The 18,508-nt window shown below is 71.0% G+C and carries 18 protein-coding genes and 4 pseudogenes; 16 read left to right on the forward strand and 6 right to left on the reverse strand.

The window, feature by feature from the left end:
* Window positions 1-38 precede the first annotated feature (38 nt).
* The 5 genes from ACIQVL_RS29920 (at window position 39) to ACIQVL_RS29940 (ending at window position 3,895) form a co-directional block, all read left to right on the forward strand.
* Complete coding sequence (locus ACIQVL_RS29920; RefSeq protein WP_403436499.1) at window positions 39-662, forward strand: DUF6230 family protein; 624 nt, start codon at window positions 39-41, stop codon at window positions 660-662.
* Window positions 663-734: 72 nt separating this feature from the next.
* Complete coding sequence (locus ACIQVL_RS29925; RefSeq protein ID WP_403476869.1) at window positions 735-1,226, forward strand: DUF6114 domain-containing protein; 492 nt, start codon at window positions 735-737, stop codon at window positions 1,224-1,226.
* A 25-nt stretch (window positions 1,227-1,251) separates the two neighbouring features.
* Window positions 1,252-1,869: a hypothetical protein gene (locus tag ACIQVL_RS29930; RefSeq protein WP_403476870.1), complete on the forward strand. Its 618-nt coding sequence runs from the start codon at window positions 1,252-1,254 to the stop codon at window positions 1,867-1,869.
* A gap of 247 nt (window positions 1,870-2,116) precedes the next feature.
* Window positions 2,117-2,554, forward strand: a complete 438-nt coding sequence (locus ACIQVL_RS29935) for a hypothetical protein (RefSeq protein WP_403476871.1) — start codon at window positions 2,117-2,119, stop codon at window positions 2,552-2,554.
* Window positions 2,555-2,659: 105 nt separating this feature from the next.
* Complete coding sequence (locus tag ACIQVL_RS29940) at window positions 2,660-3,895, forward strand: IS701 family transposase (protein WP_403477058.1); 1,236 nt, start codon at window positions 2,660-2,662, stop codon at window positions 3,893-3,895.
* A gap of 98 nt (window positions 3,896-3,993) precedes the next feature.
* Here the strand turns inward: ACIQVL_RS29940 and ACIQVL_RS29945 are convergent, their stop codons facing one another.
* Window positions 3,994-4,554: a TetR/AcrR family transcriptional regulator gene (locus ACIQVL_RS29945; RefSeq protein ID WP_403476872.1), complete on the reverse strand. Its 561-nt coding sequence runs from the start codon at window positions 4,552-4,554 to the stop codon at window positions 3,994-3,996.
* A gap of 103 nt (window positions 4,555-4,657) precedes the next feature.
* Here ACIQVL_RS29945 and ACIQVL_RS29950 point away from each other — a divergent pair, with 103 nt between their 5' ends.
* Window positions 4,658-4,942, forward strand: a complete 285-nt coding sequence (locus ACIQVL_RS29950; protein WP_403436509.1) for a hypothetical protein — start codon at window positions 4,658-4,660, stop codon at window positions 4,940-4,942.
* Between the two features lie 97 nt (window positions 4,943-5,039).
* A pseudogene (locus ACIQVL_RS29955) lies at window positions 5,040-5,471 on the forward strand (transposase family protein); the annotation flags it as partial.
* Between the two features lie 4 nt (window positions 5,472-5,475).
* Here ACIQVL_RS29955 and ACIQVL_RS29960 read toward each other — a convergent pair.
* Window positions 5,476-5,562, reverse strand: a pseudogene (locus tag ACIQVL_RS29960) (IS5/IS1182 family transposase); the annotation flags it as partial.
* Window positions 5,563-5,639: 77 nt separating this feature from the next.
* On the opposite strand from ACIQVL_RS29960, the gene ACIQVL_RS29965 reads away from it, so the two are divergent.
* The 3 genes and pseudogenes from ACIQVL_RS29965 (at window position 5,640) to ACIQVL_RS29975 (ending at window position 7,550) form a co-directional block, all read left to right on the forward strand.
* On the forward strand, window positions 5,640-6,497 hold the full coding sequence (locus ACIQVL_RS29965; RefSeq protein WP_403476873.1) for an inositol monophosphatase family protein: 858 nt from the start codon (window positions 5,640-5,642) through the stop codon (window positions 6,495-6,497).
* Window positions 6,491-6,697: pseudogene (locus tag ACIQVL_RS29970) on the forward strand (IS5/IS1182 family transposase); the annotation flags it as partial. The gene ACIQVL_RS29965 and the pseudogene ACIQVL_RS29970, both read left to right, overlap by 7 nt.
* A gap of 145 nt (window positions 6,698-6,842) precedes the next feature.
* Window positions 6,843-7,550 (forward strand): annotated as a pseudogene (locus tag ACIQVL_RS29975) (transposase).
* Between the two features lie 88 nt (window positions 7,551-7,638).
* On the opposite strand, the gene ACIQVL_RS29980 reads toward ACIQVL_RS29975, so the two are convergent.
* Window positions 7,639-8,532, reverse strand: coding sequence for a YncE family protein (locus ACIQVL_RS29980; RefSeq protein WP_403476874.1), 894 nt, complete (start codon window positions 8,530-8,532; stop codon window positions 7,639-7,641).
* The gene (locus tag ACIQVL_RS29985; protein WP_403476875.1) at window positions 8,532-9,518 is read right to left on the reverse strand and encodes a 3-hydroxyacyl-CoA dehydrogenase NAD-binding domain-containing protein; all 987 of its coding nucleotides are present in this window, start codon (window positions 9,516-9,518) and stop codon (window positions 8,532-8,534) included. Before ACIQVL_RS29985 ends, ACIQVL_RS29980 begins: the two co-directional genes overlap by 1 nt.
* 342 nt (window positions 9,519-9,860) lie before the next feature.
* Between ACIQVL_RS29985 and ACIQVL_RS29990 the strand changes: the two genes are divergently transcribed.
* From ACIQVL_RS29990 to ACIQVL_RS30000, 3 genes are all read left to right on the forward strand, one after another.
* The gene (locus tag ACIQVL_RS29990) at window positions 9,861-11,138 is read left to right on the forward strand and encodes an acyl-CoA dehydrogenase family protein (protein WP_403476876.1); all 1,278 of its coding nucleotides are present in this window, start codon (window positions 9,861-9,863) and stop codon (window positions 11,136-11,138) included.
* Between the two features lie 57 nt (window positions 11,139-11,195).
* Window positions 11,196-12,413 carry a CaiB/BaiF CoA transferase family protein gene (locus tag ACIQVL_RS29995; protein ID WP_403436521.1) on the forward strand — a complete coding sequence of 406 codons (1,218 nt, stop codon included), beginning with the start codon at window positions 11,196-11,198 and terminating at the stop codon, window positions 12,411-12,413.
* A 90-nt stretch (window positions 12,414-12,503) separates the two neighbouring features.
* The gene (locus tag ACIQVL_RS30000; RefSeq protein ID WP_403436523.1) at window positions 12,504-13,283 is read left to right on the forward strand and encodes a crotonase/enoyl-CoA hydratase family protein; all 780 of its coding nucleotides are present in this window, start codon (window positions 12,504-12,506) and stop codon (window positions 13,281-13,283) included.
* A 15-nt stretch (window positions 13,284-13,298) separates the two neighbouring features.
* On the opposite strand, the gene ACIQVL_RS30005 is transcribed toward ACIQVL_RS30000, so the two are convergent.
* Window positions 13,299-14,561: a PucR family transcriptional regulator gene (locus tag ACIQVL_RS30005; protein ID WP_403476877.1), complete on the reverse strand. Its 1,263-nt coding sequence runs from the start codon at window positions 14,559-14,561 to the stop codon at window positions 13,299-13,301.
* A gap of 153 nt (window positions 14,562-14,714) precedes the next feature.
* On the opposite strand from ACIQVL_RS30005, the gene ACIQVL_RS30010 reads away from it, so the two are divergent.
* The 3 genes from ACIQVL_RS30010 (at window position 14,715) to ACIQVL_RS30020 (ending at window position 17,498) form a co-directional block, all read left to right on the forward strand.
* On the forward strand, window positions 14,715-16,205 hold the full coding sequence (locus ACIQVL_RS30010; protein ID WP_403476878.1) for a long-chain fatty acid--CoA ligase: 1,491 nt from the start codon (window positions 14,715-14,717) through the stop codon (window positions 16,203-16,205).
* Between the two features lie 142 nt (window positions 16,206-16,347).
* Complete coding sequence (locus ACIQVL_RS30015; protein ID WP_403436531.1) at window positions 16,348-16,845, forward strand: MarR family winged helix-turn-helix transcriptional regulator; 498 nt, start codon at window positions 16,348-16,350, stop codon at window positions 16,843-16,845.
* A 131-nt stretch (window positions 16,846-16,976) separates the two neighbouring features.
* The gene (locus ACIQVL_RS30020) at window positions 16,977-17,498 is read left to right on the forward strand and encodes a hypothetical protein (protein ID WP_403436707.1); all 522 of its coding nucleotides are present in this window, start codon (window positions 16,977-16,979) and stop codon (window positions 17,496-17,498) included.
* 4 nt (window positions 17,499-17,502) lie between these two features.
* Here ACIQVL_RS30020 and ACIQVL_RS30025 read toward each other — a convergent pair whose 3' ends face one another.
* A complete protein-coding gene (locus ACIQVL_RS30025) occupies window positions 17,503-18,477 on the reverse strand; it encodes an RNA polymerase sigma factor (protein WP_403476879.1) in 975 nt (324 codons plus the stop codon).
* Window positions 18,478-18,508 lie beyond the last annotated feature (31 nt).

Consider the following 18,508-nt stretch of genomic DNA (forward strand, 5'->3'; position numbering starts at 1 on the left):
GGCATGGGCGGGTCCACCTCACGACCGAAGGAGACGGGATGTCGCACCGCGCCGGAGGGACCCGCTGGAGACGCTTCGCGATGGTTCTGGTGCCCGGCGTCGCCGCCTGCTCGGCCGTCGGTGTCGCCATGGGACAGGGAGTGCTCGCCGCCTCGTTCTTCATCTCCGGCCAGAAGTTCCAGCTCTCCGCCGACACGCTGACCGCCCGTGGGTTCAGCCTCTACGGCATGATCGACGTGACGAGGAAACACGAACTCGTCCCCGTCGTGGTCACCGGCTTCCGGCATGCCACGATCAGCACGCTGTGCCAGTCCGTCGTCGTCGACGTACCGGTGCTGGGCACGCAGACCCTGCGGCTCACCGGCGGTTCCGGCCGGCCGGTCGAGACCTCGAACTTCTTCATCGACGCGACGACCGAGTCGGTCGCCGAGGCGAACTTCACCGGTCTCGACATCGGCGTCGCCCAAGGAGCCCTCACCAAGGGCCCGGTCAGGTCCGGAGACCGGAACTCGCAGTTCTTCGATCCCGACGGCGTCGGCCAGCAGGCGTCGTCGACCACCCTGAACGACGTGCGGGTGACCGCCGTCGCGGTCTCCGCGGGCACGTTCAGCGTCCCGGGCCTGCGCGTGCGGCTCCAGCAGGGCGACCATGCCTGCTTCTGACCCCGGCGGCCGCAGACCCGGAACCCGACTCCTCCGCCCGGGACCAGCACCCCATCCACCAGGACAGGACGCGTGATCACCAACCCATTCCGAAACGGGCGTGAACTGCTCGCCAGGGCGTCGGAGTTCCGGCCGTGGTTCCGCACCTGGCGTGGCGGACGTCCCTTCTGGGCCGGGCTGTTCACCTTCGCCGCCGGTCTGCCCATCCTCTACTGGCCGTACGCGAACCTGAACCTGGGCGGGATCCCGCTCGCCCTGTCGACCACCTCCGGCGCCGGCTCCCTGCTGATCGGAACGCTGCTCCTGGCCCTGGGCGTCGCGCTCTGCTGCCGCCCCCATCTCCGGGTGTTCGCCGGGATCGCCACCCTCCTGCTCGCCGTCGTCTCCTTCCCCGTCGCGAACTTCGGCGGCCTCTTCCTCGGCGTCGCCCTCGGCCTGGTCGGCGGCTCCCTGGCCTGTGCCTGGCTGCCGCCCCCGGCCGACGAACCGCACACGGCACCGGACGACCGGCCCGCGCCGACGGCCGCGCCGACCGTGACGGGGGAGGGGCGCAGTGGCACCTGACCCGCACCCCCGCCCGGTAGGCCGCGTGCTCGGTCGTACGGCGCGGCCCCTGGCGGCTGCGCTGGCCGTGGTCGCCGTCGCCGTGCTCCCGCGCCTCGACGTGCCGCACGTGCCCGGCGGCGCTCTCGGCGCACGGGCCGGTGCGCCGCCTCCGGTCCGTTCCGCGAAGGGCCCCTGCGTGCTCCGCGCCGACCGGCTCGTACTCCGCGGCGCCCGGTTCCGCGGGGTGGTCTCGCTGCGCACCGGGACCGGCAGCGTCCGGGCCCTGAAGTTCACCGTACGGTCGATGGACGCGCTCAACCTCGATCTGACCGCGGGCCGGGGCCGCGCGGCGATGCGCCTGCGGGCGAGACCGGCGACCACCTCCACGCTCAAGGGGCCGGGCACCGGCGGGGTGACGACCTTCTACGTCCGCAGACTGACCGGCAGGGTCACGGGCCTCGGCGGCAGCCCGCTCCCGGCGGACCGCACCGTCTCCGTCACCCCCGACGCCGTACCCCGCTGGCTGTCGCATCCGGCCACCCGCACCCGCACCATCACGCTCGCCGCGGCGACCGCCTCCCAGCTCACCCAGTTCGGCGGCCGGCTGTCCATCAGGGGCCCGCAGCTGCGCACGACGGCGCGCGTCCCGCGCGACACGTGACGCCGGTCGGGGGCCGGTCGGGTTCAGGTGTCCCGGCCGGCCCCCGTCGGCCGGCCTCCGGACCCCCTCACGGCCGAGTCACTGGCCGACGACGCCCTGCCCGAGGCGGGGCCCCGCCACGCCGCACTCGACATGCCGTTCCGTTCGCCGTTCTGGCCGGCCAGATCTCCGCGGCCCACGGGGCCCAGTACTCCAGCTGTAGACCCTGATCATGGAGGTGAAGGTCGCCCGTCGGTAGCCTGCGCGTGTGGCTGAGACCTGGGACGAAGCGCAGTTGACCGCGGGCGGCTTCGAGCGTGTGATCGTCGAGTTGGAGTGGTACGACGGTCCGCGCGTCGGCCTCGTTGACATCGACGGGAAGCCGCACTACTTCGATGGCTACGGCCAGTACTCCGGCGACGAGGCTGACGAGTACCGCGTCTGGCCCGCGAGCCCGGACGCAGTGGAGTTGGAACGCGAGCAATGGGCCATCTACGTCGACTGGAACAAGCGCCAGAGCGCTGGTGCTGCCTATCTGAGCCAGGGTGGGATCAACGCGCGCTACGACGAACTGGACGCGCTGCTGGCGCAGTACCGCCAGGCGCCGGACGATGCGCGTCGGCTTGTGGGTGAGCTGCGGTACACCGGCGCTGGCCACCAGGTGGAAGGGACGGGGTTCTGGTTCCGGTGGCGTCCGGGCGGGTGAGGCCGCCGTTGATCATCAGGTGTTGTGTGGACAACCGATGAGCACGCGGCGACCTCGGGCCCCAGCGTGGTGCCGGCCCGCCGGCAGGAGGCATTCGAGGCGCTGATGAGCCGGATCGCGTCCCGGTTCGCCCGAGTTGAACCCCGCCGCCGAATAGGGCTGTTGGTCACCGGCCTCCTGTCGGACCTGCCGCGGAAGAACTGCTGGACCCTGGCCGAGCACGCGGGTGACGCCACTCCGCACTGCACGCAACACCTGCTCCACCGCGCGAAATGGGACGCTGACCGGGTCCGAGACGACATACCCGCCTACGTGGTCCAGCACCTGCACGACGACGCAGTACTCGTGGTGGACGAGACAGGGGGCCTGGGAAAGGGCACGTCGACCGTCGGCGTCCAGCGCCAGTACACCGGCACGGCCGGCCGCGTCGAGAACGCCCAGGTCGGCGTCTGCCTCGTCTACTCCGCCGCCCGTGGACACGCCGCCATCGACCGAGCCCTGTACATACCCCGCTCATGGACCGACGACCCGGACCGCTGCCGGAGTGCGGGCATCCCCGACGGCCTGGCATTCGCGACCAAGCCCCAATCCGCGGCGCAAATGGTCGAGCGAGCCCTGGACGCGGGAACACCCGCGCGCCGGGTCACAGGAGATGAAGTCCACGGCGACACCCCACACCTACGGGCCGCTCTGGAACAGCGTCGGACCGGCCACGTCCTGGCCGTCTCCAGCACCCACGTCGTCACGCAGGCGGGGAGGTTCCAGGCAAGGGCTCTGGCCGCGCGCGTCCCGAAGAGAGCCTGGCAGCGACTGTCGGCCGGAGCGGGCGCGAAGGGCGAGCGGTACTACGACTGGGCACAGGTCGACATCCAGGGCACCTCTGGTCAGCCTGACCTGTGGTCCCTGATGGTCCGCCGCAACCGGCGGACCGGCGAACTCGCCTTCCACCGCTGCTTCTCGCCCCACCCGGTGCCCATGTCCGAACTGGTGCGGGTGGCCGGACGACGCTGGACGGTCGAAGAGACGTTCCAGGCCAGCACGGGCCTGACCTGCCTGGACGAGCACCAGTTCCGCCGCTGGACCTCCTGGCACCGCTGGGTCACCCTTGCGATGCTCGCCCACGCCTTCCCTGCCGTCACCGCAGCCACCGAGCGCCACGACCGGCCCGCGCGCGACGACCTGATCCCCCTGACCGGCAACGAAATCCACCACCTGTTCGCAGCCCTCATCGGCCCCGTCCACGGCCTCGCACACCGACTGCGCTGGTCACACTGGCGCCGACGCCACCAGGCCCGGACACGCCAGTGCCACTACTGGCGGCAAGCCGCACTCCAACCATGAAGTTCATGATCTTGCTGGTAGTAGGGCAGTCGTACGTTGAGATCTTCGGCTCTGTGACTTCCCGTGCCGGACGGCCCGGCAGCAGATCTGCGGGGGCGCTACTGGGTGCTCGGAACGCGCAGGCCATCGAGAATGACGACCAGCGGCCGGTCGTCGGCAGCGTAGCGGCAGGCTTGAGAGGCGCCGGCGAGCAGCGCGATGACCTCGCTGACTCCGATGTCCATGCGTACCGCCGCTGCCCGCTGCGCCTGTTGCAGTAGAGCGGCCACGGCTTCGGTCAGCTCCTCGGCGACCGGCGCGACGGCCTCGTCCGGATGAATGCCCAATGCGGCCAGTGCGTCCACGAGTTCGAGTTTGGTGGCCGAGCCGCGGACGACGGTGGTGAAGAAGTCGAAGAAGGCCGCCCCTGCATCCGGCGATGCGGCGTGTTCGCGGGCGTCGGCGGCGACCCGTGCGAGGCGCTCCACGACAAGTGCCTGCAGCAACGCCTCCTTGCTCGGGAAATGCCGGAAGACGGTACCGACACCGACCCCGGCCGCGCGGGCGACCTCCTCGGTCGAGGCGGCCGTACCTCGATCGGCGAAGACTCGCTCTGCCGCGGCCAGCACCCGTGCGCGGTTGCGCTGCGCGTCGGCGCGCTGGGGCCGGATGGTGGTCATCGGCCACTCCTTGCAACCGGAGTGGTCAGTCCGTATTCTCTAATCGGAGTCACGAGTCCGATTCTAGGTCAACAGATTCCACGGCAACGGGATGGAGACTGGCATGTGGCAGGCGGTACTGCTTGCTTTCCTGGCCGGCATACTGGGCGCCAACGCGTATCCTCACTTCGCCAAGGGCATCGCGGCCGAACGGTTCCCGACCGTGTTCGGCTCCTCCCCGGTGGTCAATGTGCTCGCCGGCTGGTCGGGCCTGGCGCTTGCCGGGCTGAGTCTTTGGGGCGCGCATCCAGGCCGGCATCCCGGCTGGGCGCTGCTCGGCATGGCCATCGGTGCGCTGCCGATGGGTCTGTTCCACGCCACCGGCCATACGATTGGCGCTCGCGACTGAACTCACCCCACCCACCAGGTCGGAACGAACTCTTCGACGAAACCGCTGCCGGGTAAGCGATCGGGCGGCGTGTCGCGGCCGGGCACGGCGCGGGCACCGGGTCGGCGACAGTCGGGCCGACTTCTCCCACAAGCACCGCCGACACGGTGTGAACGTGCAGGTGGTGACCGACCCGGCCGGCCAGCTCCTGCGGATCTTGCCGACGATGCCCGGCCGCACGCACGATCTCACTGCAGCCCGCGCCCACCGGATCATCCGGATCTGCGAACGCCAGGGCATCCCCATCCTCGCCGACCGCGCCTGCACGGGAGCCGGCCCGTGGGTGACAACAGCCCTCAGACGCCCGCCGGGCCGCGAGCTCACGCCGACCCAGCAAACCGTCAACCGTGCGCTGTCCGCGGCTCGGGCACCGGTCGAGCGCGGCGTCGCACGCTTGAAGTCCTGGCACGTCTTCCGTGGATCCCGGTGCAGCCCGAATCGAATGACGTCAATCGCCGCGGCCGTCCTCACCCTGGAGCGACAACGCTGAAAGAGCTCACTGTCTTGTGGAACCGGCGCGGATGCACGCCTGTGAACGGGGATATCCAGGACGGCTCAGACGCCGTGATCACACCTGCCATGCCGTGATCGTCTCACCGCGGTGGCGGACCTGGACCAGGACTTGATCACGAGGGTGGCAGCGGGAAAAGTGGACGGTATGACGGACTCGGCAGACCTGGCGCTGGCGCTGCGCCTGGCCGATCAGGCGGACGAGATCGCCCGGCGCTACTTCCGTGCACCCGACCTGGGCGCCGAGCGCAAGGGCGACGGAAGTCCGGTCAGCGAGGCCGATCGGGAGATCGAACGTGTTCTGCGCGCGTCGATCCGCGCCGAACATCCCGGCGACGCTTTCGTCGGTGAGGAGTTCGGCGCCCAGGGGCACAGCCGCCGCCGATGGATCATCGATGCCATTGACGGGACGGCGAGCTTCATCGTGGGCGATCCGGAATGGAGCACCCTCATCGCCCTCGAAGATCACGGTGACGTGACGCTCGGTATGGTCTCCGCCCCGGCACTCGGGCGCCGCTGGTGGGCAACGCCAGGCACTGGGGCCTGGATGGGGCCATGCCCTTCCGGTCCGTCAGCCCCTCCGACCCGTCTGACCCTCACGCCACAAGGAAACGCCCAGGATGCCGCCATCGGCATCTGGCCTCCACCGTCCCGCCTGAGCGCAACCGAACGCGACGCCGCCGCAAGGCTGGCGGCAGGCACTGCGACTGTGCTCCCCGTGCTCGACTGGTCGACGGCAGACCACACCACGCCGCCACCGAGTAAACCGTCCACCGGCTCCGGCACTTGTCACGGAGCCCTCCTGGTCGCGACAGGAAAACTCGATGCCTTCCTCCTGCTGGGTGCCGGCCCTTGGGACATCGCCGCAGTGATCCCCATCGTCGAGGAGGCCGGCGGTACCTTCAGCGACCTCTCAGGCCAACGGCGAACCGACACAGGCGCTGCCCTGTTCGCCAGACCCGACATCCACCAGCAGCTCCTGAACATGGCCAAAGCCCCCAACTGAACTGCGGGATGGCGGTACCTCACCGCAGCGGCCCAGGAAGGGCTCTGCTGAAGGCCGAAGAGGACGACAACGCCGAGCGCCGCAAGGTCCGTGCCCGGGTGGAACACGTCAGCGGCCGGATGAAGAACTACAAGATCCTCCGCGACTGCCGCCAGCGGGGCAACGGTCTCCATCACGCGGTCCGGGCCGTCGCCCACATGCAAACCTCGCCCTCACGCCATGAGCAGACCACCCCGCTCACGGGCTCTGAGCTGCCCGAACACAGGCTTGTGCAACACCCCTTAGGGCGCGTCAATCTGTGGGATTCGCCTTCCTGGTGGGGTCTGGACCGGTAGACCTTCTTGCGTGACGCGAGTGCAACTGACGGACGAGAAATGGGAGTTCATCGAGCCGTACCTGCCGATCGCCGAGTACGGCCCGTATCCCGGGCGGCTGTGACAGCGGTTCGAGGGCGTGATCTGGCGGTTCAGGACCGGCGGGCAGTGGCGGGAGATGCCGCAGGAGTTCGGTGCCCGGTCGACCGTCCACAACCGCTTCCGGCAGCGGCGTGACGCCGGTGTCTTCGAGGCCCTGCTGGAGGGCCTGATCGCGGAAGCCGCGAAGCGGGGTGAGATCGATCTGTCTCTGGTCAGCATCGACTCCACCACCGCGCGCGCTCACCACGACGCAGCCGGGATGCACCTGGGCGAGGACGTCCTCACCGACCGCAAGTGCCGTCCTCGCACCCGGCCGGACCCGGTCGCCGCCGACAAGGCCTACTCCTCCTACGGCAACCGGGCCCACCTGCGCCAACGCGGCATCAAGGCAGTGATCCCGGAGAAGAAGGACCAGGCCTCCAACAGGAAGAAGAAGGACTCTGGGGGCGGTCGGCCCGTCAGCCATGACACCGGCCTCTACAACGAGGGGAACACCGTCGAGCGCCTGATCAACAAGCCCAAGGCCTGGCGAGCCATCGCCACCCGATACGACAAGACCCCGGACAGCCACCTCGCCGGACTGCACCTACACGCCCCGACGATCTGGATCAAAGACCTCACCCGGACCGCCAAATGATCACGACTCGATACGCGCCCTGGTCCGGCGGCGTCCGGCGACGGCGGACGCACGTGCTCCGGTGCGCTGCAACCTTTTCGGACTCCTGTCACGCTGCCTGCAGCACGGCGTGGGCGATGCCCGTGAGGTTGCCCTGTGCGACCAGGATCTCCCGGCGGTCCGATCCGTCGAGGCCGGCCGTGTAGACGGATCCGCCCAGGTCGGTGACGTACATGCGGCCACCGTCCGGGTCGAGGGCGATGCCGATGCCCTCCATGAGGTGGGTCACGAGGATCTCGGACGTCCACCGGCCGTCCGGTGGGTCCAGCGGGGCCCGGCTGACGCTGTTGCCCCGCGGCGGGTCCCCGCGGTCCGTCCAGTACAACGCTCTTGCCTTGAGGTCGAGTTCGAGGTCGATCGGTTCCGGCAGTCCCTCGAAGAGCACCTCGACGTCGCCCCGCCGGTCCGGTGTCTGCCCGGCGGGCAGGGCGATGCCGGCCCGCAGGATCCTGCCGAGTCCCGCGTCGCTCGGACCCTTCTGGGACCAGTACAGGTGTCCGCCGACGGGATCGACGGCGACACCGACGCACCATCTGGTCTCGTCCCGGCCGTCGTCCCCGCCCTCGCCGGTCTGCACGAGCGTCTCGACATGGGAGCCGTCGAGGTCGCAGCGCATCACGCGCATGCCCTCGCGGTCACCCCAGTACAGCTTCCGGTCGGCAGTTTCGAGATGGAGCTGCTTCGGCGTGTGCGTGGTGCCCTCGGGGACGATCGTCGTCCGGTCGCCGCCGGCCAGGTCCACGCGTTCGACGGAGCCGTCGTTCTCCGTCGGGACGCCCATGTTCGTCCAGTAGACGTGCCCGGCGCCGACGTCGACGGCGACGCCGTCGGGGATCCGGCACCCGGTGACCAGGACCGTCTTGTCCGAGCCGTCGGGGTGCACCGAGAACAGGCGGCCACCGCCGCTCGCCTCCAGCACGAACAGTCGCTCTCGGCCTCCCATCACGGTCCCTCCTTCGCGTCCGGCCCGGCCCCGGCGGCCGGCCCGGACGGGTCGTGCTGCGCGCGCACGGCCAGCAGGGCCGCGAGCATGGCGTCACGGCGGGCGGACAGTTCGTCGATCGAGCGGCCGTCCGCCTCCTTCAGGACACCGTTCACGATCGTGTCCCGGAGCTCGGGCGTGAACTCGGGGGTGTGCAACTGGTCCCAGGACGCGACCATGCGCGGCATCAGGGTGTCCATGAAGTGCTGGATGCCGCCTTCGCCGCCGCCGAGATGCCACAGCAGGGACGGGCCCATGACACCCCAGCGCAGCCCCGGCCCCCAGGACACCGCGTCGTCGGCGTCGGCCACGTCGAGCACGCCCTCCTGGATCAGGTACGCCACCTCGCGGTACAGCGCGGCCTGGATGCGGTTGGCGACGTGCCCCGGGAGCTCCTTCTTCAGGTGGATCGGCTTCTTGCCGATCGCGGCGTAGAACGACATGGTGTCCCGGACCGTCTCCGGGGCGGTCCTCGTGCCGCCGACGACCTCCACCAGGGGGACGACATGCGGCGGGTTGAAGGGGTGGCCGATGACCGTCCGCTCCGGACGCCGGCAGCCGGCCTGGATGGCGCTCATCGTGATGCCCGACGAACTCGACGCGATGATCGAGTCCGGTGGTGCGGCGTCGTCGATGTCGGCGAACAGCCCGACCTTGAGCTCCGGCCGTTCGGGCGCGTTCTCCTGGACGAAGTCGGCGTCCGCGACGGCCTGCCGCAGGTCCGGGGTGAAACCGAGGCGGTCGGGTGAGGCCCCGGGGGCCAGCCCGATCGCGGCGGCCGCGTCCCAGGCGCCTGCCACGTAGGACCGCAGGGCCGTTTCCGCGGTGGGCGCGGGGTCGGTCGCCGTGACGTCGAAGCCACGGACGAGATAGTGCGTCGCCCAACTGGCACCGATGGTGCCGGTCCCGACGATCGCCACGCGGTGGACGGGCCTGTGCGATGTCATGGCTGATCACTGCTCCCGGTCGTTGGCCACGGGTGGGCGGAGGTGCCGTGCGGCGGCCACGGGACCACCCTCGGACCGGGGACGGGCCGGCGCATCGGGCTGCGCGCCCAGGAATCGGGCGGGTTCTTGGTCCCGCGGTACAGGGCCCCAGGCGCCACTCAGGACCGCCGGCCGGGGCGGCGGTCCCCGGCACCACTCGGGACCACCGGCCGTGACGAATTGGTATAAGAGCACCAAATCGGTCGGCGATCTGGTGTCCTGCGCCCAGTGGCTGTGTCCCCGCCGCCTCCTAGCGTCGTTCGCACCGACCCCATCGGGAGTCCCGACCGGAAGGAACGGCAGATGAAGACGGCACACGGCGCGGCAGCGGATCAGGGCCACGCTCCCGCGAACCCCGACGGGAACTCGTCCGGGGTGGAGCCGCCCGTGCTGGGCGGCCCGGAGTTCTCCGACTACTTCCTGCTGGACAACCTGCTCACCGACGAACAGCGGGCCCTCAAGCAGAAGGTCCGGGCGTTCATGGACCAGGAGGTCATCCCGGTCATCAATCCGTACTGGGAGCGGGCCGAGTTCCCCTTCGAGCTGGTGCCCAAGCTGGCGCGACTGGACATCGCGGGCTTCCAGATCGCCGGGAACGGCTGCCCGGGGATGAGCAACGTGACGGCCGGCCTCGTGATCCTCGAACTGGCCCGCGGCGACCTGAGCATCTCGACCATGATGGGGGTCCACTCGGCCCTCGCCATGACGTCGATCGCGCTGCTGGGCTCCGAAGAGCAGAAGCAGCGCTTCCTGCCGGCGATGGCGCGGATGGAGAAGCTCGGCGCCTTCGGCCTGACCGAGCCCACGCACGGCTCCGACGTGGTCAAGCTGGAGACGACCGCGCACCGCGACGGCGACTCGTACGTCATCAACGGCCACAAGCGGTGGATCGGCAACGCGACCTTCGCCGACTACTCGGTCATCTGGGCCCGGGGCGACGACGGGCACGTCGGCGGCTACGTGGTCGAGAAGGGCACGCCCGGGTTCGACGCCCAGGTCATCAAGGGCAAGACGGCACTGCGCTGCGTGCAGAACGCGCAGATATCCCTCACCGACGTCCGGGTGCCGGCCGCGAACCGGCTGGCCAACGTCAACACCTTCCGCGACACCGAGAAGGTCCTGCTGGCCTCCCGCTTCTGTGTCGCCTGGGAGTCGATCGGGGCGGCCGTCGCGGGCTACGAGACGGCCCTGGCCTACGCGAAGCAGCGCAGGCAGTTCGGGATGCCGCTGGCCGCCTTCCAGCTCATCCAGTACCGGCTCTCGCGGATGCTCGCGGACATCACCGACATGCTGTGCATGCAGTACCGGCTGAGCCAGCTCCTGGACGAGGGCGAGTACTCGATGCCCAGGGTCGCGCTGGCCAAGATGCACTACACCGAACGGGCCCGCGCCATCCTCGCCGACGCCCGGGACATGCTCGGCGGCAACGGGATCCTGCTCGACTACCACGTGGCCCGGCACCTGTGCGACATCGAGGCGATCGACACCTACGAGGGCACCGACACCGTGCAGGCGCTGATCGTCGGCCGCGACATCACCGGCTACAACGCCTTCGTGCCCGTCGCGCCGAGCCACCACTGACCCGGCGCGTGCCGCGGCGAGGACGAACCAGGTACAGAGCGAGGACAGGGAGCCGTCATGAGCACCACGCCCCTCCTGGAGGGACTGCACGTCGTCGATCTCGCGAGCTTCATCGCCGGGCCCGCCGCGGCCACCATCCTCGGCGACTTCGGCGCCGACGTCGTCAAGGTCGAGCCCCCGGGCGCCGGCGACGCCTACCGTTCGCTCAGCCGGATGCCACCGAACCCCCGCGTCGAGGGGGTCAACTACCCCTGGCAGCTGGACAACCGCAACAAGCGCAGCATCGCGCTCGACCTGAAGGCACCCGGCGCCCGGGCCGTGGTCGAACGGCTCGTCGCCTGGGCGGACGTCCTGGTGACCAACTTCCCGCCGCACACCCGCGCGAAGCTCGGCCTTGACTACGACGACCTCGCCCCCCTCAACGCCCGGCTGGTCTACGCCGACGTCACCGGCTTCGGCGAGGAGGGCCCGGACGCGCACCTGCCCGGGTTCGACGTGACCGCGTTCTGGGCCCGCAGCGGTCTCATGGACATCACCCGCCAGCACGACGCACCCCCGGCGATGAACGCGTTCGGATCAGGCGACCACCCCACGGCGATCAGCCTGTTCGCCGGGATCATGACCGCCCTGTACCGGCGGGAGCGGACCGGCGAGGGCGCCCGCGTCACCGCGTCGCTGGTCGCCGAGGGCGCCTGGGCGGCCGGCATGTGGCTGCAGGCCGTACTGGTCGGCGGGAAGGCCCCCCGCCCGATCGACAGGTCCGACCCGCCGAACGCGCTCGCCAACGCCTACCGCACCGCGGACGACCGCTGGCTGCTGCTGGCCTTCGCCAACGAGGACAAGCAGGTCCCCCTCTTCCTCCAGGCGATCGGCCACCCCGAGGCCGCCGAGAACCCGCACTACGCCGACTCGCAGAGCCGCCGCGCCCACGCCGCCGAGGTCGCCGGCGTGCTGGACAGGACGTTCGCGGCCCGGCCGCTGGCCGAGTGGCGGCAGGTGCTCGACGCCGCGGGTCTCACCTACGGGGTCGCGCAGACGATCGAGGAGTTCGCCCACGACCCCCAGCTCGTGGCCAACGGGATCCTGGTGCCGATCGACGACGGCAGCGCGGAGCCGCATCTGACGGTCGACAGCCCCGTGCGACTGGACCAGGAGCCCAAGGTCCGCCCGCGCCCGGCCCCCGACCTGGGCGAACACACCGAGTCCGTGCTGCACGACCTCGGCTACGGCGACGCGGGGATCGAGGAACTGCGCAGGTCCCGGGCAGTCGCCTGAAGCCGTACGAGTTGCAGACCGCGTGGCAGACCGGATGGAGGACCAGGGGCAGACCGGATCGAGGACCGGGGGAAAGAAGGGAAACACGTCATGACCACGGGCACGAACGCACGGACCGTACGCACCGAGGAGATCGACGGCATCTTCGTGATCACGATCGACCGGCCCGAGGCCCGCAACGCCGTCGACGGCGCCACCGCACGCGCCCTCGCCGCGGCCCTCGACGAGTTGGAGGCCCGCGACGACCTCAGGGTCGGCATCCTCACCGGAGCCGGCGGCGTCTTCAGCGCGGGCATGGATCTCAAGGCCTTCGCCGCCGGCGACAAGCCCATCGTGAGCGGACGGGGTTTCGCGGGGATCACCCGCGCCCGGATCAACACCCCGCTCATCGCCGCCGTCGAGGGCTACGCGCTGGGCGGCGGCACCGAGATGGCGCTCGCCTGCGACATGATCGTGGCCGCCCGGAACGCGACCTTCGGCCAGACCGAGGTCCGCTTCGGCATCGTGCCGCCCGAGGGCGGCATGGTGCGCCTGCCCGAGCGCATCCCGCACAACATCGCGCTCGAACTCCTGCTCACGGGCGAGACCCTGCCGGCCGAGCGTGCCGAGCGCTTCGGCCTCGTCAACGAACTCACCGAACCGGGCCGGGCGTTGCAGCGGGCCCTCGAACTGGCCAGCAGTATCGCGCTCAACGCGCCGCTGGCGGTGGCGGCCGTGAAACGTGTCGTCAACGAGCGGCGCGCCTTCAGCGACGAGGACGCCTTCACCGAGCAGGATCGCATCGCCGATCCGGTGCTGGCCTCCCACGACGCCCAGGAGGGGGCGCACGCCTTCGCGGAGCGGCGGCAGCCCCACTGGGAAGGCCGCTGACAGGAGCCGCGACCCTCAGCCGGTACGCGTGCGCAGCAGCGTGGAGCCGAGGTACCGGACGGCACGCAGCGCGATCTCCAGATCGGTGTGCTCCTTCTGGACCGGGTGCCCCATGATCTCCTCGGCCTTGCGGATGCGGTACTGCACGGTGTTCTTGTGCAGGATCTGGGCGCTCGCCGTCGCGGTGTAGCTGCAGCCGTTGTCCAGGAATATCTGGGCGGTCTCCCGCAGCCGTGCGCTGTTCTCGTCGTCGACCGCGAGCGGACCGAGGACGCCCCACACCCAGGAGCGGATGTCGTCGACGTTCGTGGCCATCAGGGCGATGGGTGCCACGGTGGCGAACTGTGTGAACCGGGGGACCGGATCGGCCACCGCCGCGAGTTCCTGCGCGCGCAGTGCCTGCCGGTGGGTGGCGCGGAACCCCTCGACGCCGCTTCCGACACACCCCGCGCACAGGTGGACGGAGGGATCGCCGTGCTCCAGCACGGCCGACACGCTCTTCCAGGAGACGTCGGTGTCCGGACCCAGCGGCAGCCAGGACCAGGACACGATCGCGTCCCGGGGGACGAACAGCGGCCGGGCCGTGCAGCCGAGCCGGTGGGCGATCTCGTCGACGGCCCGGTGCAGCCGGGAGAGCCCCTCACCCCCGTCGGTGGGCGTGGGCAGCCAGCCCACCAGCCCGAGATGATGCTGCCGGAGCCGGTAACCGAGCGCCGGTTCGACCCGGTCGAGGTCGATGTCGCCCGCGGCGAGGATGTCACGCACCCGGGCGGCGCGCGCCGCGGTCTGGCTCAGCAGCCAGTTGTCGCGTTCGTGCTGGTAGACAGCGATGACATGCTCGGTGACCCGGTCGATGTAGCCGAAGCTCGTCTGCAGCATGCGCCGGTTGGTCGCGACGGCCAGGTCCTCGGCGGCGTTCTGCCGGTTGAGTTCGTCCAGACACCATTGCAGGAAACGCCAGTGACCGATCCGGTAGGCCCGGATCAGGGCGCTGAGCGGAATTCCCCGCTGCGCGAGTCTTCTGGCGTATTCGAGGGCGGCTGCGGGCCCCTCGACCTTCTCCAGGGGAATGTCGTTCTCGAAGACGTGCAGCAATGTGCCGGCGTTCTCCGTGATACTCGCCCGCAGGATCTTGACTATGGTCGCGTCGCCCCTGAGCTCCGGAATCTCGGCAATGACGTAGTCCCCGATGTCGCGGCCGACCTCCGGAAGATGTGACCCTACGTTCTCCGCGACCACGGACAGTTGTTTCGCGGCCTCTGGATGCTCCGCAGCCATGCCTCAAAGCTAGCCGCAGAATGGTCCGACGGCACCAATTCGGGCTCCGGGGTCGTATCGCGAGCCCAGTGATTTCCGTGCGTTCCGAGCTTAGCCTCGGCTCGTTCGAGCCCTCGGGAAATGCCCGGAAGCGCTCGTCGAGAAGGATGCGACATGAACCTCGCCCACCACGTGCCCGACGGCGCCGGGACGCATCCGGACCGCCCCGCGCTCCGCCTGGGGGACACCGTCGTCTCCTGTCGCGCGCTCGACCGGGACAGCGCCCGGACGGCCGGACTGCTCCGGGACCGTGGCGTGCGGCCCGGCGACCGGGTCGCGCTCATGCTGCCCAACGTTCCCGAGTTCGCCGTCGTGTACTACGGCGTGCTCCGGGCCGGCGGCGTCGTCGTGCCGATGAACCCCCTGCTCAAGTCCCGTGAGATTCGGTACTACCTCGGCGACTCCGGGGCCCGGACCCTGTTCGCCTGGCACGACTTCGCCGACGAGGCGATCACCGGTGCGCGGCAGGCGGACGCGGAGGCGGTCGTCGTCGGTCCCGGCGCCCTCGACGAACTGCTGGAAGGCGTCCGGCCCCGCGCCGGGTTGACGGACCGTCAGGACGACGACACCGCGGTGATCCTCTACACCTCGGGGACGACCGGCCGGCCGAAGGGCGCCGAACTGACCCACGCGAACCTGGACCGCAACTGCGCCGTCGCGGCCGGCGGGCTGTTCCGGCTCACCCCCGACGACGTGATCTTCGGCGGACTGCCCCTGTTCCACGCCTTCGGGCAGACCTGCACCCTCAACGCCGCCGTGGCCTCCGGCGCGTGCCTCACCCTGCTCCCGCGCTTCGACGCCGCGCAGGCCCTCGAAATCCTCGACGCACACGGGGTGACCGTCTTCGCCGGGGTACCGACGGTGTACAGCAGGCTCGTACGGCAGCCCGGCAAGGAGGGCTACGACACCTCCCGGCTGCGCGTGTGCCTCGCGGGCGGCGCCGAGCTGCCCCTCCAGGTGCTGTACGACTTCCAGGCCGCGTTCGGCTGCGTCGTCCTCGAAGGCTACGGACTCTCGGAGACCTCGCCCGTCGTCTCGGTCAACACCGAGCAGGCCGGACCCAGGCCCGGCTCGGTCGGCACCCCGATCCCGGGGGTGCGGGTGCGGGTGGTCGACAACGGCAGGGAGGTGCCGCGGGGGGAGACGGGGGAGATAGCGGTCCGCGGGCACAACGTCATGAAGGGGTACTGGCAGCGCCCCGAGGAGACGGCTGCCACGATCCGGGACGGCTGGCTGTACACCGGGGACCTCGGCCGGGTGGACCGGGACGGGTACCTCTGGATCGTCGGCCGGAAGAAGGACGTGATCATCAGGGGCGGCTACAACGTGTACCCCCGGGAGGTCGAGGACGTGCTCTACGAGCACCCGGCCGTCGCCGACGCCGCGGTCGTCGGCATTCCCGACCCGGACCTGGGCGAGGAGGTCGGAGCGGCGGTCGTGCTCCGGGCGGGCGCCCGCGCGACGGCCGAGGAACTGCGCGCGTACGTCAAGGCCCAGGTCGCCGCCTACAAGTACCCGCGGAAGGTGTGGATCGCGGACGCCCTGCCCAAGGGACCCACCGGCAAGATCGTCAAGAGGGAGATCGTGCCGCCGGCCGGGCGATGAGACGCGGGGGACCTGGCGCCCGATCCGGGTGCGCGGCTGCCGGTTCGCGGTGTCTCGGCCGGGCAGGTCATGGCGGCCCCCCGGCCCCCCGGCGCCCAGTCGGCATGACGTGAAGGCTCAAGTGGGCTGATACGCTCCCGGAGTGACCACCCCCGACCGGCCGCGGCAGGACGACGAGCACGCCGACCTGTGGCTCACGCCCGCCGAGCTGGCCTCGTGGATGTCGGTGGTACGGCTCATCACCCGGCTGCCCTGGGCCCTCGACGCCCAGTTGCAGCGGGACGCCGACCTCAGCATGGTCGAGTACATGGCCATGGCGATGCTCTCCGAGGCTCCCGACCGGACCCTGCGGATGAGCACCCTGGCCGAGGTCGTCAACTCCTCGCTGTCCCGCCTGTCGCACCTCGTGAAGCGGCTGGAGAAGCGCGGCTACGTCCGGCGCGAACCGGACCCCGAGGACGGGCGTTTCGCCAACGCGGTCCTCCTCCCCGACGGCATGGCCAAGCTGGAGTCGGCCGCCCCCGGCCACGCGGCGAACGTCCGCCGCCTCGTCGTCGACAACCTCAGTGCCGAGCGCCTTCGCCGGCTCGGCCAGGACGCCGAGCGCATCCTCCAGCGCGTCGACTCGCCCGTGCGCTGAGTGCCGGTGCCGAGCCCGTCCGCCGGGCACGGCGCGAGGACCTGAGGGCCGCAGTCCGCCCGGCGCGGCGACGGGGCCTACTGCTCGCCGGACGGCCCGTCGACGACTCGCACGTCGCGCCCGCCGCCGGCATCTCCGCCGAGGTCGTCTCGGAACTCCGCAAGGCCGGGCTGCCCGTCACCACCGCCTGGCTGCCGCTGCGCGCCGCCTGCTTCTGGACCGTGATCACGGTCCCGTCCGACTGGCGCGACCTGCTGCCCGGCATGGACACCGCGCGCTTCGTGCACCGCATCGGCGAGGTGCTCAACGGCACCCGGGTCGGCCGGCTCTCCCCGGTCGTCCACGTCCTCGACGACGACATCGACCCGGCGAACGACTCGGACCTGCTGTGGGCACTGGCCACCCGGGTCCACCCGTCGCTGCGGCAGGAGCAGTGGCACGGGCCGATCATGCCCTGGTACCCGTGCTTCACCGAGGAGGAACTGCACAACGGCTGGGGAGCCGTCGTCGTCCATGACGCGCTGCTCCCGGCGCCGGGCCACGGACGCGCCCCGCAGGCGACCTTCGAGGGCGTCTTCCCGGCCGGCCTGCGCGCCAGGGTCCTCGCCGCCGAGGCCGGGACGCCGGAGGCGGAGGCCGCCTCCGGCGCCTGACGGGTCACAGCACCGCGAGCCGTTCCATCGCCTGGAGCGGCCGCGGATGGACGAGGCGCAGCCGGTGCACCCGGCCGGCCTCGTCCAGCGTCATGAGCCAGGCCACGGCGGGCGGGCAGTGCCCGGGGGCGTCGGCCGGGTTGACGATGTCCATCTCCCAGACGGCCAGCGACCGCCCGGCGACCGCATGGACGAGCCGCTGCCGTACCCCGGCCGCGATGTCGCCGTCCATGGCGCGCACCAGCAGGTCCCCGCCCCCCACCCGGTCGCCGCCCCTGAGCAGCGCGACCTCCGGCGACCAGCGTTCCGTGAGCAGCGCTGCGAAGTGCCCGCTCTCGGCGGCGGCGAGGGTCTCCCGGGCCTGGGTACGGCTGTCCCGGGTGCGCCGCCCGGTGTCGCCGTGCGCGGCGTCCGCCGTACCGGCCAGGGCCGCCGCGAGCTTGGCCCGGCCCTGGCTGAGCCGGCTGCGGACGGTGCCGACGGGGATCCCGCAGACGTCGGCTATCCGCTCGTACGAGGTGACGCTCGTGGTGAAGTGGCGCAGCACCAACGGCAGCCGCAGCGCAGGGGAGAGTTCCTCCAGCGCCTCCCAGACCCAGTCCCGCAGCGCGCTCCGTTCCAGCCACTGCTCCGGACCGGCCTCCGTGGACGGCAGGTGCAGGCCCTCGTCCACCGGCCGGACCGGGACCGCGTCCCGCAGCAGGGAGCGGGCGGCGTTGCGCACGATCATCCGCAGCCACGGGCCCACCGCCCCCGGGTCGCGGACGTCGCCGATCCGGCGCAGCGCGGTCAGGGCCGCGTCCTGCATGACGTCCTCGGTGTCCGGGCCCGGCCCGAGCAGGCTGAGCGCCACCGCGCGCATACCCGCGCGGTGGCGTTCGAGCAGCAGCCCGAGCGCGGCGACCTCGCCGGCCTGCGCGGCCCGGGTGAGCACCGCGTCCTCGACGCGCACGGCTTCGGCCGTCCTCCGGCTCGTCATCTCGGCCTCTCTGCTCTCACGGGCCCCGGGC

It is taken from the genome of Streptomyces sp. NPDC090499, from assembly GCF_044769305.1.
GTDB lineage: Bacteria > Actinomycetota > Actinomycetes > Streptomycetales > Streptomycetaceae > Streptomyces.